We start from the raw sequence: 25,893 nt of genomic DNA, 5'->3' as shown, positions 1-25,893 counted from the left end.
CGTCGATGGAACGACGGGGCGTGGCGGCGGCGCCTGCGGAGCGTGGTCGTGCCGCCGTGCTGGTCGCCGTGGCGGCCGGGGCCTCGGCACTGACGAGCTACGTCGTCATGTGGATCGCCACCCACCGGCTCCCGACGGACGCGGCCGCCCACTTCCTCACGATCCTGTCGGTGCTGTTCTTCGCCTACGGCCTGCTGTCCGGACTCGCCACCGAGGTCACCCGGTCGACGGCCGCCGCGCAGCGGGACGGGCATGCGGTGGGGCCGAGCCTCTGGCGGGTCGCCGCGGCCGCCTCGGTCGTGTGCGCGGTGCCGGTCGGCGTCTTCGCCCTGGCCTGGCACAAGCGGTTGCTCGGAGTCGGGGCGGGGCTGGGCGACGCGTGGCCCGTCGCCCTGCTGCTCGGCCTGGGCGTGTGGGGCTACGCCTTCCACTCGACCGCCGTCGGCGGCCTCACGGGGCGCCGCCAGTGGTCGGCCAGCGCGACCGTGATCGGCGCGGAGGCATCGGCTCGCCTCGGGCTCACCGTCGTGGTCGCGCTGGCGGGTGCCGGCCTGCTGGGCCTGGTCGCCGGGTCGACGGTCGCTGCCCTCGCGGTGCTGCTGGTCCTCCTGCTCGCGCCACGTGTCCGCCCCGTGATGGGTGCGGCGACCGACTGCGCCGGCGGCGTGCTCGCTCGGCGCGTCGCCCAGTCGATGCTCGCGCAGGCGTCCGCCGCCGCGGTGGTCGTCGGCTTCCCGGTGATCCTGGCGGCGACGACCGCGCCCGCGGGCTACCGCGCCGCAGCGCCGCTCCTGCTGGCGATCCAGCTGACCCGCGCGCCGCTGCTCATCCCGCTGAACGCGGTGCAGGGCATCGCGGTGTCCTACCTCGTGCACGCCGGCCGGCGCTTCGGTCGTGCGCTCGTGCTCGTCATCGCCGCCATCACTGCGATTGGCGTGCTCGGCAGCCTGCTGGCGTGGGCGGTCGGGCCGTGGCTGATGACGACGATCTTCGGCGCCGACTACCGGGTCGCTGGCTGGGTCCTGGCCCTGCTGACCCTGTCCGCCACCGAGTTGGCCGTCCTGACGGTCACCGGCGCCACGTGCCAGGCGACCAACCGGCACGCGATCTTCCTCGGCGGGTGGCTGGTCGCGACGGCCTCGACCGTCCTCCTGCTCCTCCTGCCGGGGACCCTCGAGCAGCGCAGTGTCACCGCCCTCATCGGCGGGCCCGCAGTGGGTCTGCTCGTCCACGTCGCCGCGCTGGTCTGCGGGCGCACCAGGAACCTCGAGCCAGAGACGGGAGAGGCCCATGTCCCTGCCTGAGGTCGCAGCCTCGCGGCCGGCCGTGTCGGTCGCCATGGCGACCTACAACGGATCGGCCTACGTCGAGGAGCAGGTGCGCAGCATCCTGGTCCAGCTCGACGCAGGTGACGAGCTCGTGGTCGTCGACGACGCCTCGACGGACGAGACCGTCGCCGTCGTGCGCGCGATCGGCGACGCCCGGGTGCGACTGCTCGAGTCGCCCGTGAACCGGGGCTACGTGAGGACCTTCGAGACCGCCCTGCGTGAGTGCCGCCACGACCTGCTGTTCCTCGCCGACCAGGACGACGTGTGGCCCGAGGGCCGCACCGACGCCATGGTCGCGGCGCTGGCCACGGCCGACGTCGTGGCCGGCAACCTGGTGCTGCTCGGCTCCGGACGACGCCTGAGCCCGCCCCTCGGCGGCGGGGAGTGGGTGCTGCACGACGCGGACTCGACCCGCCACGTCCGCAACGTCGCGGGCATCCTGGCCGGGATGCGGCCCTACTACGGATGCGCGATGGCGCTGCGCCGAGAGGCGCTCGACACGGTGCTGCCGTTCCCGTCCCTGCTCATCGAGTCGCACGACCTCTGGCTCGCGCTGTGCGGCAACCTGCGCGGCAGCATCCGACACCTCGAGGACGTCGTCGTGCTGCGTCGCCAGCACGACGCCAACCAGACGACACCGGACCGGCCGCGAGGCGTCGTACCTGCCCTGCGGTCGCGGCTGATGCTCCTGCGGGCCGTGGCCGTGGCCGTCCGGCGAGTGCGCCGGAGGAGGTCGCCCCTCAGCGCGTGACGTGCGCCCAGATGTGGCGCACCGACTCGCGGCGCGCCGGGTTGCGCAGCGCCCCGGGCACGAGGGTCAGCGCGTGCAGGCGCGAGACCCAGCGCTGCCGTGCCGCGCGCGCCGCGCGGGGCCACCCGTGCTGTGCGAGGTCGGCCGCCACCTCGGCGAAGTAGCGGCCCTCCTCGGCCAGGCGCGACCCGTCGACCGCGGCGGTCGAGGACAGGCTGGCGGCGTGGCGCCGGTAGGAGAAGGTCACCTCGGGGTCGAGCACGAGCGAGCCGCCGTCGCGGACGACGCCGAGGACGAAGGAGAGGTCCAAGACGATGTCCTGGTCCACGCGGAACTCGCGCTCGGCGATCCAGGCGCGACGGAAGACCAGCGAGGGCCAGTAGAGCCAGTTGCCCCGCAGCAGGCTCGTGGCGAGCGGCTCACCCGAGAGCTCGGTGGGCGCCGCGACGCGGGGCCGCAGGAGGTCCTTGACCCGGTCGCCCAGTGGCCGCGCCTCACTGCCCGAGCCGTCGATCACGCACACGCCGGGCTGGAGGATCGCCGCCCCGGGGAAGGCGGCGAGGACCGATCGCGCGCGTTCGACGTAGGTCGGGTGCAGGAGGTCGTCGCAGCCGAGGAACACGACCAGGTCGCCGGTCGCGAGCTGGCGGCAGCGCTCGAAGTTGGCGGAGATGCCGAGGTTGACGTCGTTGCGGACGTAGGTGATGCGCTCGTCGTGGAGGCCGGCGAAGAACTGCGCCACCGAGGGGTCGGGGTAGTGGTCGTCGACCACGACCAGCCGCCACTCGGGGTCGGTCTGGGCCTGCACGCTCGCGACGGCCGCACGCAGGTGGCTCGGGTCGCCCCAGAACGGGACCAGGACCTCAAGCATCCCGGTCGTCCGCCCGCTGGGCCTGCTGGGCCTGCTGCGACTGCTCCGCCTGCGGGTCGGTGGCGGGGCGGGTCTCGTCGCGGTGGTCGAGTCGGTAGCGCTCCAGCGCCTCCAGGACGGCGATCCGCCTGGCGAGGCGGTGCAGCTGCTGGCGGCTGTCCTGGCCGCGGAGGTAGTCGTTGACGACGTAGAAGCCGAAGGCGACGGCGAGGAGGTAGAGCACCAGGTCGGTGCCGCGGCCGACTCCGACGAGGTTGGCCACCTCGGTGACGAGGTTGGGCGCGAGGACGGCCACGACCAGGACGGCGATGAACGCCATGAAGAAGAGCTTCTTGGACGCCGAGACGCCGTGTGCCGTGCGGCTGCGGATCGCGACGAAGAAGAGGAAGACGAACGCCGCGATGAGCAGGAACTGGACGACGATCACTGGCGGGTCACCCTTCGCAGCAGCGTGTCGACGGCGATGTTGATCGCGTTCACGCTCGCCTGCCCCTTGCTGGTGGAGTAGTCGGTGTAGTGGATGGTCACCGGCACCTCGCGGTAGCGGTAGCTGTTTGCCGCGATGAGCTCGATGATCTCGCTCGCGTGGGTCATGTCGGGGGCCGTGATCTCCATCGTCTCCGCGACGTGGCGGTTGAAGGCGCGCAGGCCGTTGTGGGCGTCGGTGAGCCGGATGCCCGAGGTGACGTTGCTGAACTTCACGGCTGCCTTGAGCAGCACCTTCTTCGCTCCCGACGCGCCGACGGTCTCGCCCAGGAAGCGGGAGCCGAGCACGATGTCCAGGTCGCCCTCCTCGAGCAGGTCGAGCATCCGGACGGCGTCGGCGACGAGGTGCTGCCCGTCGGCGTCGAAGGTGACGAAGCGCTGGATCTGCGGCAGTGCCCGGGCGAACTCGATGCCGGTCTGCAGCGCTGCCCCCTGGCCCATGTTGATCGGGTGGTCGACGAGGTAGCCGCCGGCCTGCACGATCGCCTGCGCGGAGCCGTCCCGGCTGCCGTCGTTGACGCACACGACGTGCGGCGTCACCGTGTGGATGTCGGCAATGACGTCGGCGATCACGGAGGCCTCGTTGTAGACGGGCACGACGAACGCGACATCATTCACGTCGCGCGATGCTACCGGCGGCGGCGCCGGGGGCCGACTTCGCGCCGTCTAGCCTGAGCGGGTGCCCCAGCAGCAGCCCGAGCAGCAGGCCCCGCCGGTCCAGCGCCTCCGCGTGCGCTACGCCAAGCGCGGCCGGCTCCGCTTCACCAGCCACCGCGACTTCAGCCGGGCGTTCGAGCGCGCGGTGTTCCGCGCGCGGATCCCGATGGCGTACTCCTCCGGCTTCAACCCGCATCCGCGCATCTCCTACGCCGGTGCCGCACCCACCGGCTCCGCGAGCGAGGCCGAGTACCTCGAGCTCGCGCTCGCCGAGGTGGTGGTGCCCGCCGACGTCCACGCGCTGCTCGACGCGGCGCTTCCGCCCGGGCTCGACGTCCTCGAGGTCGTGGAGTCGCCCGGCGGCTCCCTCGCCGACCTGCTCGAGGGCAGCCGGTGGCGCATCGAGGTGGCCGCCGACCACGACACCGCAGCCGACGCTGTGGCCAGGTTCCTGGCCGCCGACCAGGCGCTCGTCGAGCGGATGACCAAGAAGGGGATGCGCGAGTTCGACGCCCGCGGTGCCGTGGTCTCCCTCAGCGTGCTGCCCGCCGACGCCTCGGCTCGTACGACGTTGGACGTGGTGCTGCGCCACGGCACCCCTGCCGTCCGCCCCGACGACGTGCTGCGCGGGCTGGAGACGGTGGCCGGCCTGTCCGCGGGAGAGGCGCCGCTGATGACCCGGCTGGCGCAGGGGCCGCTGCTCGCCTCCGGGGAGCTGGCCGACCCGCTGGCGTCGCGCGCATAGGGGATCGCCGGGATCGGTGTGCGATACTCGCCACGTTCGATGCCCCGGCAACCGTCGGGATCCGTCGAGCCGACGACGTCCTCGCCGGCCGCACCCGTGGTCGGCACCCCTGGCGGGTGGACGTCACCGGACCGCGACGCGGCCGCCGGAGTCGGTGACAGCGACTCCGAGGGCCCGGCGACCGCGGCGGGTGACGGATCAGCCGCTCGGAGACGCACACGCGGAGGGTGTCGCCGCCACTGAAGCTTCGCGTCCCTGCGATCGCTCGCGAGAGCGGTGGACGCCGTATCGGCACCGAACGGTGCCCGAGGAGCACCCATGCTCGACAACGACCAGCCCGACCGCACCGACGCCGCGAACGACACCCCGCCCGTGGCTCCCGAGGGCGGCACCCCGCCTGACGCGTCCCCCGCCGTAGCGGAGCCGGCGCCTCCCGTCGTGACGCGGCGCACGCGCAAGGCGCCCGCCAAGAAGGCGGCTGCCGCACGGGCAGCGTCCGACGAGGCGCCGGCCGCGGCGGCCGAGCCGCCCGCCGGCGATGCGGACGCCGCCGAGGAGGGCGCCGCCGTGGCGCCGGCCCGCAAGGCAGCCGCTCGCAAGGCCCCCGCGCGCAAGGCCGCGGCCAAGAAGGCCCCCGCCCGCAAGTCCACCGCGAAGAAGGCCGCCGCGCCTGGTGAGGCGCCGGCTGAGGCCCCTGCCGAGGCCCCTGCCGACGTCGCCGAGGCCGCACCCGCCGAGACCGCACCCGCCGAGACCGCGCAGGCGCCGGCCCCCGCCAAGAAGGCCACCACTCGCAAGCGCGCCGCGAAGAAGGCGGCACCGAGCGCGGCCGTCGACGCGCCGGCGCCCGACCCGGTCGCGAGTCCGACCGACGAGGCGGACGAGGCTGACGCAACGACCCAGACGACCCAGACGACCCAGACGGCCGAGACGGCCGAGCCGGCCGGTGGTCACGCCGTGCTGTTCCAGGCGCCGGTGGTCACCACGACGCGTCGTACGCGCAAGCGGAGCGAACCCGCTCCGGAGCCCGTCGCGGACAGCTCGGACGGCTCCGACGACGCCGCATCCGCACCCGAGCCGGGGAGCGAGGCGGCCCCGGCCGCCAGTGCCACCGGCCGCGCAGCGAAGAAGACGGCGGCCAAGAAGACCGCCGCCAAGAAGACCGCCGCCAAGAGGGGCGCCAAGAAGGCCGTCGCGCCGGTGGAGCCGACCGAGCCCGCTGACGAGGACGCAGCGGAGTCCGCGGCCGCCCTCGCCAGCGAGCAGACCGAGGCCGCTGAGCCCGCCGACCCCGCTGTGCTCGCGGTGGACACCGACGCCGACACGGCTGCGGACGCCGCCGACGAGGCGCCGGCCGAGACCGGTGCTGTCCAGGCCGACGACGACGCGACGGAGTCCGCCGACGACACCGGTGAGGGCGAGGGCGGCGGCGCGCGCCGCCGTCGCCGGCGCGGCGGACGCCGCCGGCGCAAGTCCTCCGACGGCGGTGCCGAGGGCGGCTCCGGGGGCGACGAGGCCGACACCGACGTCGAAGCCGTCCAGTCCGCAGGTGCCCGAGGCGCCGGGTCCGACGCCTCCGACGACGCCGCCAGGGACGAGGCCGACGAGACCGCTGCCGCCTCCGGGGGAGATGCCGCCCAGGGCGAGGCGTCCGACGGCAACGGCGAGGGTTCCTCGCGGCGCCGCCGTCGCCGGCGTCGCGCCGGCGACGAGGGCGCCTCCGACGACGAGGACGCCAACACCGTGACGCGGGTCCGCAAGGGCCGCTCCGCCGAGGACCAGATCACCGCCGTCTCGGGGTCGACCCGCCTGGAGGCCAAGAAGCAGCGTCGTCGCGAGGGCCGCGAGGCCGGCCGTCGCCGCGCGCCGATCGTCAGCGAGGCCGAGTTCCTCGCCCGCCGCGAGTCGGTCGAGCGGGTCATGGTGATCCGCCAGCGCCAGGACCTCACCCAGATCGCGGTCCTCGAGGACAAGGTGCTCGTCGAGCACTACGTCGCCCGCGAGTCGCAGACCTCCATCATCGGCAACGTCTACCTCGGCCGGGTCCAGAACGTGCTCCCCTCGATGGAGGCGGCGTTCATCGACATCGGCAAGGGCCGCAACGCGGTGCTCTACGCCGGCGAGGTCAACTGGTCGGCGCTCGGGCACAAGGAGGGCCAGCCTCGCAAGATCGAGTCGGTCCTCTCGAGCGGCCAGATGGTGCTGGTGCAGGTCACCAAGGACCCGGTCGGCCACAAGGGCGCCCGCCTGACCAGCCAGGTCAGCCTGGCCGGCCGCTTCCTGGTCTACGTCCCGGACGGCACCACCTCCGGGATCTCCCGCAAGCTGCCCGACACCGAGCGCAACCGCCTCAAGACGCTGCTGAAGGAGATCGTCCCCGACACCGCCGGCGTCATCGTGCGCACCGCGGCCGAGGGCGCAAGCGAGGAGGAGCTGACCCGCGACGTCGAGCGCCTCAAGTCGCGCTGGGAGGCCATCGAGAAGAAGGCCACCCACAAGGGCTCCGGCCCGCAGCTGCTCTACGGCGAGCCCGACCTGACGCTCAAGGTCGTGCGCGACCTGTTCACCGAGGACTTCGCCAAGCTCGTCATCGAGGGCGACGACGCGTGGGACACCGTGTCCCGCTACGTCGAGCAGGTGGCCCCGGACCTCGCCGAGCGGGTCGAGAGGTTCGAGCGCGGCAACACCGGCGGCGACGTCTTCGCGACGTACCGGATCGACGAGCAGATCCACAAGGGCCTCGAGCGCAAGGTCTGGCTGCCCTCGGGCGGTTCGCTGATCATCGACCGCACCGAGGCGATGACCGTCGTCGACGTCAACACCGGCAAGTTCACCGGCTCCGGCGGCAACCTCGAGGAGACCGTCACCAAGAACAACCTGGAGGCGGCCGAGGAGATCGTGCGCCAGCTCCGGCTGCGCGACATCGGTGGCATCATCGTCGTCGACTTCATCGACATGGTGCTGGAGTCCAACCGCGACCTCGTCGTGCGCCGCCTCGTCGAGTGCCTGGGCCGCGACCGCACCCGGCACCAGGTCGCCGAGGTCACCTCCCTCGGCCTCGTCCAGATGACGCGCAAGCGCATCGGCACCGGCCTGCTCGAGTCGTTCAGCGAGAACTGCGAGCACTGCAACGGCCGCGGCGTCGTCATCAAGGACCAGCCGGTCGACCCCGACGCCAAGCCGGAGGAGAGCGAGGGACGGCGCGGCAGCCGCCGTCGCGGTCGCCGCGCCAACGGCGAGGACAACGGCGGCGACACCGGCCGGCCCGCCGAGCAGCCCGTGGCGGCACCGTCGCCCAAGGTCGTCGCCGCCATGGCGCGACAGGACAAAGGGGCGGAGCAGCAGGCGTCTGCCGAGGCTCCGGTCGAGGTTCCGGTCGAGGGCCAGCACGAGGCGGCACCCGCCGCGGCTGCCCCGGCTGAGCCGGCTCCGGCTGAGCCGGCCCCGGCTGAGCCGATCCCGGCTGAGGTGACCCCGACCCCCGAGGTACGGACCGAGGCCCCGGCCGCCGCCGCGGCTCCGGCCGACGAGGAGAAGCCGCGCGTGGTGACCCGAACGCGCCGTCGCTCCGCCAGCCGTCCGGCCGGCCCGCCGGCCGGAGGCCCGTCGCCGGAGGCCGCAGGTGCGGTGGCCGCGACGAACGGCGTTGCCGGCACGCCGCCCGCATCAGGCGCGGTCGAGCCCGGCACGGCGGACGTCGAGCCGGGGGAGGCCTCGGACGCGCCGACGGTGGAGCACGTCCCGATCAAGAAGAAGGGCTCGCGCAAGCGCTGAGCCGTGCGGAGGGGCCGGCCGGGCGTCGTTTTGCCGGTCGCCCTCCGATCCCGTAGTCTTGATCCTCGGTGTTCGACGCACCGATCCCTGCGCGCCCGCCCCGCGGCGTACGTCGTCCGAGGTCAGGCGGTGTCGTGCGCAGACCCGAAGTTCTTTCACCTGTAGTTCTGTATCGAGGAGAGTGACTCGCCGTGTACGCAGTCGTGCGCAGTGGCAGCAAGCAGCAGAAGGTTGCCGTGGGCGACGTCATCGAGATCGACAAGACCGACGTGGCCCAGGGTGACACCATCACCCTGCCCGTGGTCATGGTCGTCGACGGCGAGACGGTCACCGCCACCGGCCTCGACAAGGCGAGCGTGACCGTCGAGGTCACCGGCGCCACCAAGGGCCCGAAGATCATCATCCAGAAGTACAAGAACAAGACCGGCTACAAGAAGCGCCAGGGCCACCGCCAGAAGTACACCCAGGTCAAGGTCACCGACATCTCCCTCTGAGCGCTCGCTCGAGGTCGACACCGTCTCCCCGACACGTCTGCGAAGGACTGAACAATGGCTCACAAGAAGGGTGCCGCGAGCACCAAGAACGGTCGTGACTCCAACGCCCAGCGCCTCGGCGTGAAGCGCTTCGGCGGCCAGGTCGTCGGCGCCGGCGAGATCATCGTCCGCCAGCGTGGCACGCACTTCCACCCGGGCACCGGCGTGGGCCGCGGTGGCGACGACACCCTGTTCGCCCTGCAGGCCGGCGCCGTCGAGTTCGGCACCCGCCGCGGTCGTCGCGTCGTCAACATCGTCCCCGGCGAGTGACGTCACCGCGACACTGAGCACTTCTGCGAAGGGCGTCCCGATCGACGGGGCGCCCTTCGTCCTTTCACCACCACCGACAGGAATCTGATGGCCCTCCCCACGTTCGTGGACCACGTCACGCTGCACGTGGCGGCAGGTCGCGGCGGCAACGGCGTGGCCTCGGTGCACCGCGAGAAGTTCAAGCCGCTCGGCGGCCCCGACGGCGGCAACGGCGGGCCCGGCGGCTCGGTGATCCTCGAGGTCGACACCAGCGTGACGACCCTCGTCGACTACCACCACAACCCCCGCCGCCGCGCCGAGCACGGCGGCCACGGCGCCGGTGCGCACCGCAACGGCGCGCACGGCAAGGACCTCGTCCTCCCCGTCCCCGACGGCACGCTCGTCAAGGACGCCGACGGCAACGTGCTGGCCGACCTCGTCGGTGCCGGTACGACGCTCGTCGTCGCGCAGGGTGGCCGGGGTGGTCTCGGCAACGCCGCGCTGGCCTCCTCCAAGCGCAAGGCCCCGGGCTTCGCGCTGCTCGGCGAGCCTGGCGACGAGCTCGACGTACGACTCGAGCTCAAGGTGGTCGCCGACATCGGCCTGGTCGGGTTCCCCAGCGCCGGGAAGTCGTCGCTGATCGCCGCGATCTCGCGGGCGCGCCCCAAGATCGCCGACTACCCCTTCACCACGCTCGTGCCCAACCTCGGCGTCGTGACGGCGGGGGAGACGACGTTCACGGTCGCCGACGTGCCCGGGCTCATCGAGGGGGCCGCTGAGGGCCGGGGCCTCGGCCACGACTTCCTGCGGCACATCGAGCGGTGCGCGGCGCTGGTCCACGTGGTCGACACCGCGTCGATCGAGCCGGGTCGCAACCCACTCGACGACCTGCAGGTCATCGAGGGCGAGCTGGCCCGCTACGGCGGGCTGGAGGACCGGCCCCGGCTGGTCGCCCTCAACAAGGTCGACGTGCCCGACGGGCAGGACATCGCCGACATGGTGGTCGACGAGCTCCGGGAGCGCGGACTGCGTGTCTTCCAGGTCAGCGCCGCCTCCGGCGCGGGGCTTCGCGAGCTGACGTTCGCGATGGCCGAGATCGTCCAGGCCGCTCGCGCCGAGCGGCCGGTTGTCGAGGCGCAGCGGATCGTGCTGCGCCCGGCTGCCGTCGACGGCGGTGGCGACTTCTCGGTCACCCGGACCGACGAGGGATGGCGCGTGCGGGGCACCAAGCCGGAGCGCTGGGTGCGCCAGACCGACTTCAGCAACGACGAGGCCGTCGGGTTCCTCGCCGACCGCCTCAACCGGCTGGGCGTCGAGCTCAAACTCGTCGAGCTCGGGGCTCAGGAGGGCGACACGGTCCTCATCGGGCCGGAGGACAACTCGGTCGTCTTCGACTTCAAGCCCAGCATCGAGGCCGGTGCGGAGATGCTCGGGCGCCGCGGCGAGGACCAGCGCTTCGACGAGGCCCGCCCGGCCCGGGGCCGCCGCCGCGAGATCGACGAGGCGATGGAGAGCAAGGCCGAGGAGGAGGCGCGCGCCGACGTGGCCCGCCGTCTCGACGCGGCCCGGAAGAAGGGTCCGAACCGCAGCAGCGGCAGCTCCGGCGTTGGCCCGATGTCCTACGAGATCGGCAGCAAGGACGACCCCGACTGGGACGGCAGTGACGACTGACCGCTCGGCCCTGGTGAGCCGGGCCCGGCGCATCGTGCTGAAGGTCGGCTCGTCGTCGCTGACCACCGCGGCGGGCGGCATCGACCCCGCGCGCGTACGCCGGTTGGTCGAGGTGCTCGCCGCGGCCCGAGGGGCGGGCGCCGAGATCGTGCTCGTGTCGTCCGGTGCGATCGCCGCGGGGCTCGCCCCGCTCGGCCTCGCCGCGCGTCCTCGGGGCCTGGCCGCCCAGCAGGCGGCGGCCTCGGTGGGGCAGGGCCTGCTGGCGCACCGCTACCAGGAGGAGTTCGCGCGGCACGGCATCGTCACCGGGCAGGTGCTGCTCACGGTCGACGACGTCACCCGCCGCGCGCACTACCGCAACGCGCACCAGACCTTCGCCAAGCTGCTCGAGCTCGGGGTCGTGCCCATCGTCAACGAGAACGACACCGTCGCCACCTCCGAGATCCGCTTCGGCGACAACGACCGGCTGGCCGCCCTCGTCGCCCACCTGGTCCACGCCGACCTGCTGGTGCTCCTGTCCGACGTGGACGGTCTCTACGACGGGCCGCCGAGCCGACCCGGCTCGCGGCTCGTGCCGGTGGTGCGCTCCGACGACGACCTGGCCGCCGTGACGATCGGCTCCGCCGGCGCGTCCGGGGTCGGCACCGGCGGCATGACGACCAAGGTGGACGCGGCGCGGATCGCCACCGGTGCGGGCATCGACGTGATCCTCACCTCCGCCGACCAGGCGGCGGCGGCGCTGTCCGGGACGGACGTCGGCACCCTCTTCACGGCCACGGGCAAGCGGCGCCCGACCCGCCTGCTCTGGCTGGCCCACGCCACCTCGGGGCAGGGCACGCTCACCCTCGACGCCGGCGCCGTACGGGCCGTGGTCGAGCGCCGCGCGTCGCTGCTCGCCGCCGGGATCACCGCCGTCGACGGTGGTTTCGTCGCCGGCGACGCGGTCGACCTGCTCGGTCCCGACGGCACGCTCGTGGCCCGCGGGCTGGTGAACTTCGACGCCGACGAGCTCCCCGCGCTCCTCGGCCGCTCGACGCGCGAGCTCAAGGACGCGCTCGGGGCGGCGTACGAGCGCGAGGTCATCCACCGTGACGACCTGGTGCTGCTGTAGGCAGACCCGTCGTCACACGTCCGGGCCGGCAAGGACCTCCTCGAGCTCGTGCATGGTCTCGGTGAAGGCGCGTCCCAGGTCCATGTCGTAGGCGTCGGCGAGCGTCAGCACGCACCACAGGCAGTCGGCGAGCTCGCGGGCCAGCGCCGCGTCGAGGTCCGCACGCGGACGCACGCCGGCCTTGCCGTGCACGAGCTTGGCGAGATCGCCGACATCGCCGACGAACCCGAGCATGATCTCCTCGGTCGTCCAGGACCGACCGTGGCGCGCGGCCTCGACGGCGGCGTACCGGGCGCGGACGGAGCGGGCACGCTGCTGCAGCAGCTCGAGTCCCATGGGGCACGTGTTCAGAACTACCGCTCCATCACCCTCCGGCCTGCCATGATCCGTGCCATGGACGAGGAGTACTCAGCGGACCCCGACGTGAGCCCGGCGGCGCGCGACTCGCCGTCGCCCCACCCGGCGCCGTCGCCGACGATCGCCTGGTTGCCGGGCGCCGCCATGCTGACCATCGGCCTCGTCCTGCTCGGTGAGGGCGAGGACTTCGGCTGGGTTCTCTTCGGTCTCGGCGCGGCGCTGCTGATGGTCGGCGCGGTCGCACAGGGCGTGGCGTGGGGCATGGACATGCACAAGGAGCGGCACCCCTGACCCGTGGGGCACCCGCGGCCGCCGCCGCACCACCGGGCCCGACCGGGACGATGGCGGGCCGAGACACCCCGCCACGTAGGCTGGGCAGGTCATGAGCCAGCCGATCGTCTACCTCGACCACGCCGCGACCACGCCCATGCTGCCGGTCGCCGTGGAGGCCATGACGCGCCAGCTCACCAGCATCGGCAACGCCAGCTCGCTGCACGCCTCCGGCCGCGGCGCCCGCCGGGTGGTGGAGGAGTCGCGCGAGACGATCGCCGCGATGATCGGCGCCCGTCCCGGCGACGTGGTGTTCACCTCCGGCGGCACCGAGTCCGACAACCTCGGCGTGAAGGGCATCTTCTGGGCCCGGCGCGCCGCGGATCCCCGGCGCACGCGCATCCTGTCGACCGCGGTCGAGCACCACGCGGTCCTCGACACCCTGCACTGGCTCGCACACAGCGACGGGGCCGAGGTCGAGCTGCTGCCCGTGTCGCCCGAGGGCGTGCTCGACGTCGACTCGCTGCGCGCCTCCATCGCGCGCGACCCGGACTCGGTGGCCCTGATCTCGGTGATGTGGGCCAACAACGAGGTCGGCTCGATCCAGCCGGTCGAGCAGGTCGTCGCCCTCGCCGCCGAGCACGGGATCCCCGTGCACACCGACGCCGTGCAGGCGGTGGGCCACGTGCCCGTCGACTTCGGCGAGTGCGGCGTGGACGCGCTGACCTTCACCGGCCACAAGCTCGGCGGCCCCATCGGCGTCGGGGCGCTCGTCGTACGCCGCGACCTCGAGGTGAGCGCGCTGGTGCACGGCGGCGGCCAGGAGCGCGACATCCGCAGCGGCACGCTCGCCGTCCCGGCCATCGCCGGGCTCGCGGCCGCGGTCGAGGAGTCGGTCAAGAACCAGCACGACCACGCCGTGCGCGTGGCCGCGCTGCGCGACGACCTCGTCCGCCGGGTCGTCGAGGTCGTGCCGGACGCCCACCTCCACGGGGCGCCCCCCGGTCCGCTGCGCCTGCCCGGCAACGCCCACATCGGCTTCCCCGGCTGCGAGGGAGACTCGCTGCTGATGCTGCTCGACGCCCGCGGCATCGAGTGCTCCACCGGCTCGGCGTGCTCGGCGGGCGTGCCGCAGCCCTCGCACGTCCTGCTCGCGATGGGTTGCGACGACGACCAGGCCCGGCACTCGCTGCGCTTCTCGCTCGGCCACAGCACCACCCCCGCCGACGTCGACGCCCTCGTGGCGGCGATCGGCCCCGTCGTGGAGCGCGCCCGCGCCGCCAAGGGCCGCTGATGCGGGTCGTCGCCGCGATGTCCGGCGGGGTGGACTCCGCCGTCGCCGCCGCCCGCGCCGTCGAGGCCGGCCACGAGGTCACCGGCGTGCACCTCGCGCTCAGCCGCAACCCGGCGTCGTACCGCTCCGGGGCCCGCGGCTGCTGCACCATCGAGGACAGCAACGACGCCCGCCGCGCCGCCGACGTGATCGGCATCCCGTTCTACGTCTGGGACCTGTCCGACCGCTTCCACGAGGACGTGGTCGAGGACTTCATGGACGAGTACGCCGCCGGCCGCACGCCGAACCCGTGCCTGCGGTGCAACGAGAAGATCAAGTTCGCCGCGGTGCTCGACCGGGCGCTGGCGCTCGGCTTCGACGCGGTGGCGACAGGCCACTACGCCCGGCTCCGCACCGGTGCCGACGGGCTGGTCGAGCTGCACCGCGCCACCGACCACGGCAAGGACCAGTCCTACGTCCTGGGCGTGCTGACCCAGGACCAGCTGCGGCACTCGCTGTTCCCGCTGGGCGACACCGACAAGCCCGCCGTGCGCCGCGAGGCGGAGGCGCGCGGACTGCTGGTGGCCGCCAAGCCCGACTCCCACGACATCTGCTTCGTGGCCGACGGCGACAACGCCGGCTGGCTGCGCGAGAAGCTCGGCCACCGCGCCCCCAACCACGGCGGCGACATCGTCGACGCCACGACCGGGGAGACCGTCGGCACCCACACCGGCACTTACGGCTTCACCATCGGTCAGCGCCGCGGGCTGCGGCTGGGCACCCCGGCGGCCGACGGCAAGCCGCGCTTCGTGCTGGACATCGAGCCGGTGACCGGCACCGTGACGGTCGGCCCGCGCGAGCGGCTCGCGGTCGACCACCTCGACGGGATCCGTCCGCGCTGGTGCGGCACGGTGCCCGAGCGGCTCGAGGGCACCGTCCAGCTGCGTGCGCACGGCGCCGAGCACCGCGCCGTCGTCGAGGTCGACGGCGAGCGGGTCTCCGTCGACCTGCTCGACCCGGCGGAGGGCATCGCGCCCGGACAGGCCGCGGTGATCTACGACGGCACCCGCGTGGTCGGATCCGCGACCATCGCCGCCACCCGCCCCGTCGGGGTCCCCGCGTGAGCGGACTGGGGACCCGAGCCGGCGAGCTGCTGGGCCCGCGGCACACGGTGTACGTCGTCGCGCTCGTCTGCGCGAGCACCCGTTCGATCGACGGGGCCGCCGGCCGGCTCCTCGCCGAGGCGGGGGACGCCTCGTGACCGCCGCCACCGGCATCGGCTCGATGCCCGGCACCACGGACGCCGACCACCGCGAGGCGGTCCGGCTCGTCCTCGGCGAGCTGCCCGACCTGCCCTTCGTGCCCGAGCTGCCCGGCCGCGGGGTCACCGCCGCGATGACCGGACGCGCACTGGCCGTCGTGTCCGGGCTCGCCGTCGACCTCCAGCCCGCCGGCTGGCGGCTGACCGACGCGAGCGGCGTGGACCACCGCCGCGCGCAGTCGCTGCTCGCCCAGGACCTCGACACCGTCGAGGAGCTGGCGCAGGGCTACGAGGGGACGTTCAAGACACAGGTCGCGGGACCGTGGACGCTCGCTGCGACGGTCGAGAAGCCGCGTGGGGACAAGGTCCTGAGCGACCACGGCGCGCGGCGCGAGCTCGCCCAGGCCCTGGCCGAGGGCGTGCGCGTCCACGTAGCCGACCTGCGCCGCCGCGTGCGCGGCGTCGACCGCTGGGTCGTGCAGGTCGACGAGCCCGCGCTCGCCGCGGTCGTCGCCGGGCAGGTGCCCACCGCCAGCGGCTTCGGCCGGCACCGCAGCGTCGACCTCCCGGAGGTCTCCGCCCACCTCGAGTGGGTGATCGAGGCGATCACCGAGGCAGGCGCGGAGGCGTGGGTCCACTCCTGCGCACCCGGCACGCCCTGGTCGCTGATCGCCGGCACCGGCGTCGCCGGACTCGCCGCGGACCTCGACATGCTCGGGCCGGCGGACCTCGACACCTTCGCGGAGGCGCTGGAGGACGGTCGCACCGCCGTCCTCGGCGTGCTGCCGTCCACGGATCCGGCCACCGTGCCGTCGGACGCCCGCGTCACCGAGCGCGTGCAGCGCTGGCTCGACATGCTGGGGCTCGACCCGGAGGTCGTGGGGGAGCGCCTGATCGTCAGCGCGAGCTGCGGGCTGGCGGGCGCGACGCCGGCCTGGGCCGCACAGGCGCTGCGGCTGTCGGCGACGGTGGCGCGGAACCTCTGAGCCCCGGCCCTCCGGCGCCGTCCACGCGGGCGAGGAGGCGGACCACGGCGCCGGCGTGCAGCAGGCGCACGGCGACGAGCACGGCGACCATCACCGCCGCGACGAGGGGCAGCAGGTCCGCCGGGCGCAGGACCAGGGCGTCGAGGAAGGCGTTGCGCCACCACACGTCGCGCACCGGGACGTACATGTCGTCGGAGATCGCACCCGGCGCGATGAGCACGACCTGCAGCACGGCGGCGGGCACGAACCACCGCCGCGCCCGCTCCGAGAGGTGCGGCGAGGCGAGAGCGAGCGCGGGCGCTAGGGCGACGACCAGCTCCAGGCTGGTGCGATAGCCGTAGAAGTGGTCGCCGCCGCTGAACCGGTTCAGCACCGCCTGGCTCAGGACGTACGACGCGCCGCCGAGGGCCAGCCAGCGGCTCCAGTCCGGCAGCTCGCGCCGCCGCCGCCAGGCGGTGGGTCCGAGCACGAGGAGCAGGGGGCACCACCACAGCAGGCCACGGTCCGCCGACACGAGGAAGCCGAGGTAGTTGAGCGGGTCGAGCAGGTGCCCGGCCGCGCCGCTGGTGAAGTCGCCGACGCGGTAGCCCGACGTGGGGTCCCAGGAGCCGTACATCCAGCGGGTCCAGGCACTCGCGAGCACCAGCGCGAGCAGCGAGGCCGCGCCCACCCGTGCCGCGACCGCGGGGCGGCGCCGCGACCAGGCGACCCCGAGTCCCACCACGGCGCACACGAGTGCCGCGTGCAGCCGCCCCCACAGCATGACGCCGCCGAAGACCCCGACCAGCCACCACCGGCGGCGGTCGGCGGCCCAGGCGGTGCCGACGATGCCGAGGGTGGTGAGCGTGTGCGGCCAGATGGCGTCGGCCGAGACCGACCAGACCGGGGTGGCCACCCCGAGCAGCCCGGCCGCCACCAGCGCACGCCGGGTGCCGATGCGCCGGCGCAGCAACAGGAAGAACAGCAGCACCGCCGTCGCGCTGAGGAGCGCGGCGGTGACTGCGCCGGGGAGCGGGCTGACCGTGGTCGGCCGCGCGAGCGCGTACGCCGGGACGACCGCAGCGATCACGCCCGGGGACCGGCCGACCGCCTCGCGCCCGTCCGCCGTCTCCACGATCCACGTCTCCCGGATGATGTTGTCGTCGAGCAGGGGGAAGTCGGAGATGTCGGGCACCGGGTCGCCGGTCAGCGCGATGTGCCGGGCCGCGAAGTCGGCGCTCCAGGCGTCGGGACTCGGGGCCGGGTTGACGGTGAGGACGTAGAGGCCCGCGACGGCGACGAAGAGCAGGGCCGGAACCAGGTGGTGGGCGGGCCGGCGGGGCATGGACGCCATTGTCCGCCGGTACGCCGTCGCGGGCGAGGGGCGTGGTCGAGCGCTCGCCCACCGTTCGCCGGCCGGTCACCTCAGCGACCGTCCCGGGTCCCGGCACCGCCCTAGCGTCCGTGAAATGAAGCTCGTGGTGCAGGTGCCGTGCCTCAACGAGGAGGAGACCCTCCCGCTCGTGCTGTCGTCGATCCCGAGGACGATCCCGGGGATCGACGAGATCGTCGTGGTCATCATCGACGACGGGAGCACCGACCGCACCGTCGAGGTGGCGCGGTCCTTCGGGGTGACGGAGGTGGTGCGGCACCACCGCAACCAGGGCCTGGCCCGCTCGTTCACCGACGGCGTCAACCACGCCCTGGCCATCGGCGCGGACATCGTGGTCAATACCGACGGCGACAACCAGTACCCGCAGGAGCGGATCGCGGACCTGGTCCAGCCGATCCTGCGCGGCGAGGCTGACATCGTCATCGCCGACCGCCAGGTGGGTCTGATCTCGCACTTCTCGCCGGCCAAGAAGGCGCTGCAGCGCTTCGGGTCGCAGGTGGTCAACGTGGCCGCGCGCACCGAGCTGCCCGACGCGGCCAGCGGGTTCCGCGCCTACTCGCGCGAGTCGCTGATGCGCCTCAACACGGTGACCCGCTTCTCCTACTGCATGGAGACGATCATCCAGGCGGGCAACAAGAACCTCGCCATCACCAGCATCCCGGTGCTGACGAACCCCAAGACGCGCGAGTCGCGCCTGTTCTCCTCCACCCGCCAGCACGTCTTCCGCTCCGCCGCGGCGATCGTGCGCGCCTTCGTCATGTACCGGCCCTACGTGATCTTCGGGGTGATGGCCGCGCTGTTCGGCCTGCTCGGCCTGGTGCCGTTCGTGCGGTACGCCGTCCTCGCCGCGACCGGGAACGGCGGCGGCCACGTCCAGTCGCTGCTCGTCGGGGCGGCCCTGGTGGTGATGTCCTCGCTCTGCGTGCTGCTCGGCGTCGTCTCGGACCTCATCCGCACCAACCGGGCGCTCATCGAGGCCAACCTCGAGCACACCAAGCGGGCCCGGTTCGACATCCTGCGGGTCCCGGCGACCGCGTCGATCGAGGAGGTGGTCCTGCGGTGAAGCAGCTCTACATCAGCTGCGTCCGAGCCGTCGGCGCCGTGCTGCGGGCGACCGGCGTGATGGCGCTCCTGCACCGCCAGGCGCCCGGCTCGCGCGCGGCCACCTGGCTGGTCTCCCTGTTCGCCATCCACGACGTCGACGGACTGCGGCGCCTCGACGTGCCGTGGTGGACCTTCGACTCCGCGGACCTGGTGGCGTCCTGGTTGCGCGACCACCCCGGTGCCCGCGTCTTCGAGTGGGGCTCGGGCGCCTCGACCCTCTGGCTGGCCGCACGGGCCGGCTCCGTGCACTCCGTGGAGCACCACGCCGGCTGGGCCGATGTGCTGGCGCCGCGGCTGCCGGGCAACGTCGACCTGCGCGTCGTCGAGCCGACCACGTCCGGCCGGCCCGTCGTCGGCTCGGCGAAGCCGGGCCACGCGGGCCTCGACTTCGCCGACTACGTCGCCGCGATCGACGACGTGCCGGGAGAGTTCGACGTGATCGTCATCGACGGCCGGGCGCGCGAGGCGTGCCTGGCCCGAGCGCTCCAGCGGCTCGCACCCGACGGCGTGATCGTCTTCGACAACGTCGACCGGCGCCGCTACGTCGACGCCATCGACCAGGCCGTCGGCGCCGCGGGCGACCGGCTCGCGGTCACGATGACCCGCGGGCTCACGCCGGCTCTGCCGTACCCGACCCGCACCGCCCTCCTCCACGCCTCGCTGACCCCCTCGCGCCTGCAACCCGGCGTCCCGTGACCCGGCGACAGGCGCTCCGAGGTGCCCGCTGGGTCTTCGTCCTGCTGACCCTCGCCTGTGCGTGGTGGGGCTTCCGCGGTCGCTGGGCCGAGATCGGGGACGCGGTGGCTGCCACCGGACCCGCGCGATCGGCGGGTGCCGTCGTCTGCGCGGGCGCCGGGCTGGCGCTGACGGGAGTCCTCTGGCGCCGGCTGCTGCGGGGCGTCGGGTCCGAGGTCGCGGCACGGGACGCGGCCGCGGTGTTCTTCGTCGGCCAGCTGGGCAAGTACGTCCCGGGCTCGGTCTGGAGCCTCGCCGTGCAGGCTCAGCTCGGGCGGCGCCACGGCGTACCGGCCCGCTCCAGCGTCACCGCCTCCGCCGTGTTCCTCCTCGTGCACACCGCCACGGGGCTGCTGCTGGGGGGCCTGCTGGTCGGCGGGTCGCTGCTCCTCGACGGCCCGGCCGGCGACCGGGTGGGGGAGGACCTCGCCACCGCCTGGCCCGCCTGCGCGGTCGTCGTCGGCGCCGTGGCCCTCGCGCCGCCGCTGCTGCGCCGGCTCGCCGAGCGGCTCGCCGGGCACGCGGTCGTGCTCGGCGCACGCGAGCTGGTGCCGGCCGTGGCGCTGATGGTGGCGGTGTGGACCCTCTACGGCGCCTCGACCCTGCTGCTCGTGCCCGGAGCGTCGGCGGCGACGCCGAGCCTGGTCGGCGCGGTCGCCGCCTTCGCGCTCGCCCACGCCGTCGGCGTGCTCGTGGTGTTCGCCCCGGCCGGGGTCGGCGCCCGCGAGGGCGTCCTGGTGGCACTGCTGGCACCGGCCGTCGGAGTGCCGGCAGCGGCAGCCGTCGCCCTGCTGTCCCGGGTGGCGCACGCCGCCGCCGACTTCTCACTCGCCGGCGCCGCCGCACTGGTGGGACGTACGGACACCCGGTCGGCCGACCCCCGGGAGCCCGCTCGTGCCGGAGGCCGCTGAGGTGCGGGTCGTGGACGTCGCGGCGAGCGCCGAGTCGCCGAGCACGCCTCCGGCCGAGGCGCGTGAGCGACGCCGGCTGCGCGGTGGGCCCGGAGCCTGGCTCGCCGTGGTCGTCGTCGTGTCGCTCGCGGTCCGGGTGGTCGCGCTCCGGCACGGCCTGCCGCACGCGTACAACGCCGACGAGGACCTGCACTTCGTCCCGCACGCCGCCCGCGCTGCGGACGGCGACTGGTACACCGGCTACTTCGAGAACCCCAGCGGCCTCACGTACCTGCTCGCGCTGGTGTTCCGCGCCGTGCTGCCGGGCGGTGATGCGACCCGGCTGCTCGTGGAGGACCCCACCCTGGTCTTCACCGTGGCCCGGGCGACGGTCGTGCTGCTCGGCACCGCCACGGTCGTCGTGGTGGCCCTGGCCGGGCGGCAGGCGTTCGACCGCGCCGCCGGGGTGTGGGCGGCCGCGTTCCTCGGGCTGGCGTTCCTCCCGGTCTTCTACTCCCACCACGCCCTCAACGACGTGCCGACGCTGTTGCCGCTCGCCGCGGGCCTGCTGGCCTGCCTGCGGCTGCACGAGCGCGGCGGCACCGGCACCGCCGCGCTGGCGGGAGCCGCCGTCGGCTTGGCTGCCGGCGTCAAGTACCACGCCGCGCCGATGACCGTCGTGATCGCCCTGGCGCTCGGGCTCCGGGTCCTCGAGCGGCGGCAGCGTCCGGCGACCGCGCTGCGCGACCTGGCCGTCGCCGCCGGGGCCTCCGTGGCCGGGCTCGTGGTGCTCAACCCGTTCATGCTGCTCGAGCCGGGCACGTTCTGGAGCCAGTTCTCGGGTCAGTCGGCCCAGGCGGCGACGGCGAAGCTGGGGCAGACGGGCTCCGGCTGGGTGGGCTACCCGGGGACGTTGCTGTGGGGCTTCGGGGTCGTGCCGCTCCTGCTCGCGGTCGCCGGACTCGTGCTGGTCTGGCGGCGCGACCGCGGCCGGGCGCTGCTCCTCGTCGCCTTTCCCGTGCTGCTCTACCTCGCGATGGCCTCCCACGAGCGGTGGTTCGCGCGATGGCTGCTGCCGGCCTACCCGGCCCTGGCGGTGCTCGCCGGCCAGGGCGCGGCCCGTGCGGCCCAGGCGCTGCGCGAGCGCCTGCCCGGTGCCGGACCCTTCGCGGCCGCGGCGCTGGTCGCCGTGGTGGCGCTGGCCCAGCCCGTCGCCGACGTGGTCCGCAGCGACCTGCTGCTGCTGCGCACCGACACCCGGGCCGAGGCGCTGTCGTGGCTGGTCGCCCCCGGCCAGGGCGGGCGCATCGTGGTCGAGCCGGCCGTGCCCGACTCGTACCGGCGCGAGCTGCAGCAGGCCGGCTGGGAGCTCTACCCGGTGCACCGGCCCTTCCAGCGCTACGAGGTCGACCTGCACCCCGAGCTCATCGACGGCTACCGGTCGCAGGGGTGGTGCTGGGTGATGGTCAACGGCCACCAGCGCGACCGCGGCCTCGCCGCCGGGCTGCCCGGAGCGGCCGCCTACTACGAGCGGCTGGCCGAGGAGAGCGAGCTCGTCCTGGCCGCCTCGCCGTACGCCCCGGACGCGGCGCCTCCGGGGTTCTCCTACGACTTCAGCTTCAACTACTACCCGCCCGCGCACCACCGCCCCGGACCGGTCGTCGAGATCCACCGTCTCGACGGTTGCTGACCCGGTCGTCCACGAGAGGATCCCGTGCCCACCACACTCCGCCGCACCGCCCAGAGGATCGCAGCCCGCCCGGACGCCGTGCCGCTGCTGGCAGCGGTCCTCCTCGCGCTGCTCGGCACCCAGGTCGCGCTCGTGTTCACGGTGCCGAGCTGGGGCAACGACGAGCCCGCCCACACCGGGTACGTCGCCTCCCTCGCCAAGGGTCAGCTGCCCACGATCGAGACCGACATCGTCGACGACCCGGCCCGCTTCCCCCGCACCGCCGAGGAGTTCAGCGGCCGCGACGAGGAGCACGGCGACATCTGGACCGCGAACCACCCGCCGCTGTTCCACCTCGCGATGGTCCCGGTCTGGTGGGCGCTGTCCGACCACCAGAGCGGGATGATCATCACGATGCGGCTGGCCAACACGCTCGGGTTCGCGGTGTGGCTGTTCCTGGTCGGCGCGCTCGCGCGGCAGCTCGTGCCGCGACGGCCGGCGGTGGCCGCCGTGGCGGTCCTCGTGGCCGCCGCCCCCACGTTGGTGCTCCGCTCCGCGTTCCTCCAGAACGACGGCTGGGCCGCGGCCTCGGCCGTCCTGCTGCTCCTGATGACCGTCCGGATGCTCCGCGAGCAGGTGACGCCCCAGCGCGTCGCCGTCGCGGTCGCGGCCGGCACGGTCGCGGCGGGCACCCGCGCACAGGGCCTGCTGGTCGTGGGCCTGTGCGCCCTCACCCTGCTGCTCGTGCTGGGTCGTCGGGCCGGGTCGCACCCGCTCGCACGCCGTCGGGCGGTCGCGGTCGCCGCCCTGGTGGGCGGCGTGCCGGCTCTCGCGTTCGGCTGGTTCTTCGTGCGCAACCTCCGGCTCTACGGCGACCTCACGGGCCAGGACGCCCTGCTCGAGAAGTTCCGCCGCTCGCCGGTCACCAGCCTCGGCCGCATCGGCGACATCCCGGGACTGCTCGAGCCCGCGTTGGCGGCGTCGGTCGCCGTGGTCGCGGCGTTGGTGCTGGTGCCGATCGCGATCGTGCGCTCCGTCCGCCGCCACGGCGTCCGGTTCGACCCCGCGTGGACGCTGCTGTCGGTGCACGCACTGCTGACGCTGCACAGCCTCACGGGCTTCCTCGCCGCAGGAGGCGGGTTCCACGACCGGTACCTGATGCAGATCATGCCGCTGCTCGCCACGGCCGTAGCGGTGGGGATGCTCGAGGTAGGTCGTTGGGTGCGCGCCCCACGGCCCGGCACCGCGGACGCCCTGCGTCGCGACTGGTGGGTGGCGAGCGCGTGGTCGGCCGTGCTGCTGCTGTGGCTCGCCGGTGCGGTCGCCTGGTGGCAGGACCACCACGTCTACAGCCGGCAGGAGAGCTCGCCGGTCGACGGGCCGGTGCCCGACGCCTTCGCGGTGGTCGCCGTCTGCGTCGGCGTGGCCATCGTGGCGGTCCTGGTCTCCCGGGCGCGAGCGACCGTGCCCGTCGTGCGGCGCACGGGCGTGGTGCACCGACCGGCCGACGGCGTCGCGGCGAGGTACGCCGGCTGACCCTCAGCCGGCCCGGCCGGCGCCGTCCGCGCCGAGGACCTCGAAGGCCGAGGCGACGGCCACGTCGTGCCAGCGGGCGGAGCCGGTCAGCAGGTAGTGGCCGAGCGGTCCCATGTCGCGCAGGTGGGCACTGTGCGCGACGGCGGTGGCCCGCTCGACGTAGCGCGCGGTCTCGGCGTACGAGGTGATGCGGTCAGCGCGTCCGTGGGCGGCACGCAGGACCTTGCCGTTCAGGGTGTCGACCGGATCGTCGGCCGACCACCACGGCGCCAGCCCGACGACGCCGCGGACCGACCGGTCGTCGGCCGTGTGCACCGCGACGCGGGCGCCCATCGAGTGGCCGAGCAGCACGACGGGGACGTCCCCATGGGTGAGGCGGACCCGGTCGAGCGCCCATCGGGCGTCGGCCGTCGCGCCGGCACCGCCGTTCCACCCGCGCTGGCGGTAGCGCACGAGCCAGACGCCGACGCCCGCTGCCCGCATCCGCCCGGCGACGGCCCGCGCCAGCCACCGACCGCGCTGCCAGGGGGCGCTGGTCCCGCCGACGGCCTGGCTGGAGCTGGGGGTGCCGCCGTGGAGCACGACGACGAGCGCGCCCGGTCGAGGGGGCGTGCTCGTCGTCGTGAGGAGCGGGTGGTGGGCGCTCAGTGGACGCCCACGCCCTCGGGAGCGGACTCGGTGGCCAGCTCCTCGTGCTTGACGTCGAGGAAGAGCCACACGATGGCGGAGGCCGCGATCATCATCAGCGAGCCCACGAAGAACGCCATCGTGGCGCCCTCGGTGAAGGCTCCGAGCCCGGCGAGCTCGGCCAGGCCGGCGGCGTCGAGGTCGGGTGCGGCGGCCGCGATCGACGGGGCGATCTCGTCGGCGCGGGTCTGGGCGAAGTGCAGCGACACGGTGGAGAGCGTCGCCAGCCCGAGCGCGCCGCCGACCTGCTGCATGGTGTTGAGCACGCCGGATCCGATCCCGGTGTCCTGGATGCGGAGGTGGTGGACCGCCACCAGGGTCAGCGGCACGAAGTTGAGCCCCATGCCGAAGGCCATCAGCACGATGAACGGCAGGACGTCGGTCCAGTAGTTGATCCCCTCGCCGAGCGGCACGCCCTGGCCGCCCACGGCGGTCGGCAGCGACGCGAGGATCGAGGCGGGGTCCTCGGGCACGGAGAGCCGGCTGAAGCCGTAGAGCGCCACGGCCGAGAGCAGCGTGCCGACGCCCGACAGGTAGCGCGGGTCGACCACGGCGATGAGCCTGGAGGCGGCCGTCGCCGAGACGATCATGGCGATCGAGAAGGGCAGGAAGGCCACGCCGGTGTGCAGCGGGGAGTAGCCCACCACGAGCTGGATGAGGAGCGAGAGGAAGAAGAACATCGCGAACATGGCGGCCGGCACGATCATCATCACGGCGAAGGCGGCGGCACGGTTCTTGCTCTTGAAGATGCGGAACGGCATGAGCGGGTGCTCCACGCGCGACTCGACCAGCAGGAAGAGCCCGAGCAGCGCCACCCCCACGACCAGGCTGGCCAGGGTGACGGTGTCGTCCCAGCCGTAGCGCTCGTCGCCGGCACGGGACAGGCCGTAGACGATGGCGAGGAGGGCACCGGTGCCGGTGATCGCACCGGGGACGTCGAGCCACCCGGAGTGCCGCTCGGACTCGTCGAAGAAGCGCGGCGCGAAGAAGGCCGCGCCCAGGCCGATCGGGACGACGATCAAGAAGGTGTAGCGCCAGCCCTCGAGCCCGAGGATGGGGTCGAGCCCGGTGAGCCACCCGCCGAGGATCAGGCCCACGGCCGCGCCGACTCCCGCCATGGCCGCGTAGATGGCGAACGCGCGGTTGCGCTCCTTGCCGGCCGGGAACGTCGTGGTGATCAGTGCCAGCGCGGCGGGGGAGGCCATCGCGGCCCCCAGTCCCTGGAGCCCGCGGGCGGACAGCAGCATGAGCTCGTTCTGCGCGAAGCCGCCGATCAGCGAGGCGACGGCGAAGACCAGCACGCCGAGGATGAAGACGAGGCGCCGGCCGTAGAGGTCGGCGAGCCGGCCGCCGAGCAGCAGGAAGCCGCCGAAGGTGAGGGCGTAGCCGGTCACGATCCACGACAGGTTGGCCTGATCGATGTCGAGGTCGGTGCCGATGTAGGGCAGGGCGATGTTGGCGATGGTGCTGTCGAGCACCACCATCAGCTGCGCGAGCGAGATCAGGACGAGCGCCCAGCGCAGCCGCTTGTGCTGCTCGGGCGTCACCTCGTCGGCGACGAGAACGTGGTCGGTCAT

Annotated in this window: 25 protein-coding genes; 18 read left to right on the top strand and 7 right to left on the bottom strand. The window is 73.9% G+C overall.

Annotated elements, in window-relative coordinates; translation table 11 throughout:
• Positions 1-5: 5 nt before the first annotated feature.
• Together J3P41_RS03135 and J3P41_RS03130 are read left to right on the top strand one after the other, a co-directional pair.
• Complete coding sequence (locus J3P41_RS03135; RefSeq protein ID WP_210648776.1) at positions 6-1,304, top strand: hypothetical protein; 1,299 nt, start codon at positions 6-8, stop codon at positions 1,302-1,304.
• Complete coding sequence (locus tag J3P41_RS03130; protein WP_210648775.1) at positions 1,291-2,079, top strand: glycosyltransferase; 789 nt, start codon at positions 1,291-1,293, stop codon at positions 2,077-2,079. The genes J3P41_RS03135 and J3P41_RS03130 overlap by 14 nt, the downstream gene beginning before the upstream one ends.
• Here the strand turns inward: J3P41_RS03130 and J3P41_RS03125 are convergent.
• The 3 genes from J3P41_RS03125 to J3P41_RS03115 are packed head-to-tail and all read right to left on the bottom strand — an operon-like array spanning position 2,069 to position 4,054.
• Positions 2,069-2,950 (bottom strand): glycosyltransferase, encoded by an 882-nt coding sequence (locus J3P41_RS03125; RefSeq protein ID WP_210648774.1) that lies wholly within the window; start codon positions 2,948-2,950, stop codon positions 2,069-2,071. The two genes, J3P41_RS03130 and J3P41_RS03125, sit on opposite strands and share 11 nt — an antisense overlap.
• On the bottom strand, positions 2,943-3,377 hold the full coding sequence (locus J3P41_RS03120; protein WP_210648773.1) for a DUF2304 domain-containing protein: 435 nt from the start codon (positions 3,375-3,377) through the stop codon (positions 2,943-2,945). Before J3P41_RS03120 ends, J3P41_RS03125 begins: the two co-directional genes overlap by 8 nt.
• Positions 3,374-4,054: a glycosyltransferase family 2 protein gene (locus tag J3P41_RS03115; protein ID WP_210648772.1), complete on the bottom strand. Its 681-nt coding sequence runs from the start codon at positions 4,052-4,054 to the stop codon at positions 3,374-3,376. The genes J3P41_RS03120 and J3P41_RS03115 overlap by 4 nt, the downstream gene beginning before the upstream one ends.
• A 61-nt stretch (positions 4,055-4,115) precedes the next feature.
• Between J3P41_RS03115 and J3P41_RS03110 the strand changes: the two genes are divergently transcribed.
• From J3P41_RS03110 to proB, 6 genes are all read left to right on the top strand, one after another.
• Complete coding sequence (locus J3P41_RS03110) at positions 4,116-4,838, top strand: TIGR03936 family radical SAM-associated protein (protein ID WP_210648771.1); 723 nt, start codon at positions 4,116-4,118, stop codon at positions 4,836-4,838.
• Positions 4,839-5,156: 318 nt separating this feature from the next.
• Positions 5,157-8,612, top strand: coding sequence for an Rne/Rng family ribonuclease (locus J3P41_RS03105; protein WP_210648770.1), 3,456 nt, complete (start codon positions 5,157-5,159; stop codon positions 8,610-8,612).
• Between the two features lie 191 nt (positions 8,613-8,803).
• Positions 8,804-9,106 carry a 50S ribosomal protein L21 gene (rplU, locus tag J3P41_RS03100; protein ID WP_210648769.1) on the top strand — a complete coding sequence of 101 codons (303 nt, stop codon included), beginning with the start codon at positions 8,804-8,806 and terminating at the stop codon, positions 9,104-9,106.
• Between the two features lie 54 nt (positions 9,107-9,160).
• Complete coding sequence (gene rpmA / locus J3P41_RS03095; protein ID WP_210438357.1) at positions 9,161-9,415, top strand: 50S ribosomal protein L27; 255 nt, start codon at positions 9,161-9,163, stop codon at positions 9,413-9,415.
• Between the two features lie 87 nt (positions 9,416-9,502).
• Complete coding sequence (gene obgE, locus J3P41_RS03090) at positions 9,503-11,065, top strand: GTPase ObgE (RefSeq protein WP_210648768.1); 1,563 nt, start codon at positions 9,503-9,505, stop codon at positions 11,063-11,065.
• Entirely contained in the window at positions 11,055-12,176 is a 1,122-nt protein-coding gene (gene proB / locus J3P41_RS03085; RefSeq protein ID WP_307861802.1) for a glutamate 5-kinase, read from the top strand. Before obgE ends, proB begins: the two co-directional genes overlap by 11 nt.
• A gap of 12 nt (positions 12,177-12,188) precedes the next feature.
• Here the strand turns inward: proB and J3P41_RS03080 are convergent, their stop codons facing one another.
• Positions 12,189-12,512: a MazG nucleotide pyrophosphohydrolase domain-containing protein gene (locus tag J3P41_RS03080; protein ID WP_210648767.1), complete on the bottom strand. Its 324-nt coding sequence runs from the start codon at positions 12,510-12,512 to the stop codon at positions 12,189-12,191.
• Between the two features lie 45 nt (positions 12,513-12,557).
• Here J3P41_RS03080 and J3P41_RS03075 point away from each other — a divergent pair, with 45 nt between their 5' ends.
• From J3P41_RS03075 to J3P41_RS03055, 5 genes are all read left to right on the top strand, one after another.
• On the top strand, positions 12,558-12,824 hold the full coding sequence (locus J3P41_RS03075; protein ID WP_210648766.1) for a hypothetical protein: 267 nt from the start codon (positions 12,558-12,560) through the stop codon (positions 12,822-12,824).
• 91 nt (positions 12,825-12,915) lie between these two features.
• Positions 12,916-14,097, top strand: coding sequence for a cysteine desulfurase family protein (locus J3P41_RS03070; RefSeq protein ID WP_210648765.1), 1,182 nt, complete (start codon positions 12,916-12,918; stop codon positions 14,095-14,097).
• Positions 14,097-15,200 carry a tRNA 2-thiouridine(34) synthase MnmA gene (mnmA, locus tag J3P41_RS03065; RefSeq protein WP_210648764.1) on the top strand — a complete coding sequence of 368 codons (1,104 nt, stop codon included), beginning with the start codon at positions 14,097-14,099 and terminating at the stop codon, positions 15,198-15,200. Before J3P41_RS03070 ends, mnmA begins: the two co-directional genes overlap by 1 nt.
• Positions 15,197-15,337, top strand: a complete 141-nt coding sequence (locus J3P41_RS03060; protein ID WP_210648763.1) for a hypothetical protein — start codon at positions 15,197-15,199, stop codon at positions 15,335-15,337. The genes mnmA and J3P41_RS03060 overlap by 4 nt, the downstream gene beginning before the upstream one ends.
• Positions 15,334-16,323: a methionine synthase gene (locus J3P41_RS03055; protein ID WP_307861801.1), complete on the top strand. Its 990-nt coding sequence runs from the start codon at positions 15,334-15,336 to the stop codon at positions 16,321-16,323. The genes J3P41_RS03060 and J3P41_RS03055 overlap by 4 nt, the downstream gene beginning before the upstream one ends.
• On the opposite strand, the gene J3P41_RS03050 is transcribed toward J3P41_RS03055, so the two are convergent.
• On the bottom strand, positions 16,235-17,647 hold the full coding sequence (locus J3P41_RS03050) for a hypothetical protein (protein ID WP_210648762.1): 1,413 nt from the start codon (positions 17,645-17,647) through the stop codon (positions 16,235-16,237). The two genes, J3P41_RS03055 and J3P41_RS03050, sit on opposite strands and share 89 nt — an antisense overlap.
• A gap of 124 nt (positions 17,648-17,771) precedes the next feature.
• Between J3P41_RS03050 and J3P41_RS03045 the strand changes: the two genes are divergently transcribed.
• The 5 genes from J3P41_RS03045 to J3P41_RS03025 are packed head-to-tail and all read left to right on the top strand — an operon-like array spanning position 17,772 to position 23,629.
• A complete protein-coding gene (locus tag J3P41_RS03045; RefSeq protein ID WP_210648761.1) occupies positions 17,772-18,758 on the top strand; it encodes a glycosyltransferase family 2 protein in 987 nt (328 codons plus the stop codon).
• Positions 18,755-19,495: a class I SAM-dependent methyltransferase gene (locus J3P41_RS03040; RefSeq protein ID WP_210648760.1), complete on the top strand. Its 741-nt coding sequence runs from the start codon at positions 18,755-18,757 to the stop codon at positions 19,493-19,495. The genes J3P41_RS03045 and J3P41_RS03040 overlap by 4 nt, the downstream gene beginning before the upstream one ends.
• The gene (locus J3P41_RS03035) at positions 19,492-20,445 is read left to right on the top strand and encodes a lysylphosphatidylglycerol synthase domain-containing protein (RefSeq protein WP_210648759.1); all 954 of its coding nucleotides are present in this window, start codon (positions 19,492-19,494) and stop codon (positions 20,443-20,445) included. Before J3P41_RS03040 ends, J3P41_RS03035 begins: the two co-directional genes overlap by 4 nt.
• A complete protein-coding gene (locus tag J3P41_RS03030) occupies positions 20,429-22,114 on the top strand; it encodes a glycosyltransferase family 39 protein (protein ID WP_210648758.1) in 1,686 nt (561 codons plus the stop codon). The genes J3P41_RS03035 and J3P41_RS03030 overlap by 17 nt, the downstream gene beginning before the upstream one ends.
• Positions 22,115-22,138: 24 nt before the next feature.
• Positions 22,139-23,629 carry a DUF2142 domain-containing protein gene (locus tag J3P41_RS03025; RefSeq protein ID WP_210648757.1) on the top strand — a complete coding sequence of 497 codons (1,491 nt, stop codon included), beginning with the start codon at positions 22,139-22,141 and terminating at the stop codon, positions 23,627-23,629.
• 3 nt (positions 23,630-23,632) lie between these two features.
• Here the strand turns inward: J3P41_RS03025 and J3P41_RS03020 are convergent, their stop codons facing one another.
• Both J3P41_RS03020 and J3P41_RS03015 read right to left on the bottom strand, forming a co-directional pair.
• The gene (locus tag J3P41_RS03020) at positions 23,633-24,211 is read right to left on the bottom strand and encodes an alpha/beta hydrolase (RefSeq protein WP_210648756.1); all 579 of its coding nucleotides are present in this window, start codon (positions 24,209-24,211) and stop codon (positions 23,633-23,635) included.
• Positions 24,212-24,273: 62 nt separating this feature from the next.
• The gene (locus tag J3P41_RS03015; RefSeq protein WP_210648755.1) at positions 24,274-25,893 is read right to left on the bottom strand and encodes an MFS transporter; all 1,620 of its coding nucleotides are present in this window, start codon (positions 25,891-25,893) and stop codon (positions 24,274-24,276) included.

Source organism: Nocardioides sp. SYSU D00065 (genome assembly GCF_017916425.1).
Taxonomy (GTDB): domain Bacteria; phylum Actinomycetota; class Actinomycetes; order Propionibacteriales; family Nocardioidaceae; genus Nocardioides.
The sequence above is the reverse complement of the archived record's forward strand: the minus strand, read 5'-3'. Positions and strand labels throughout refer to the sequence as shown.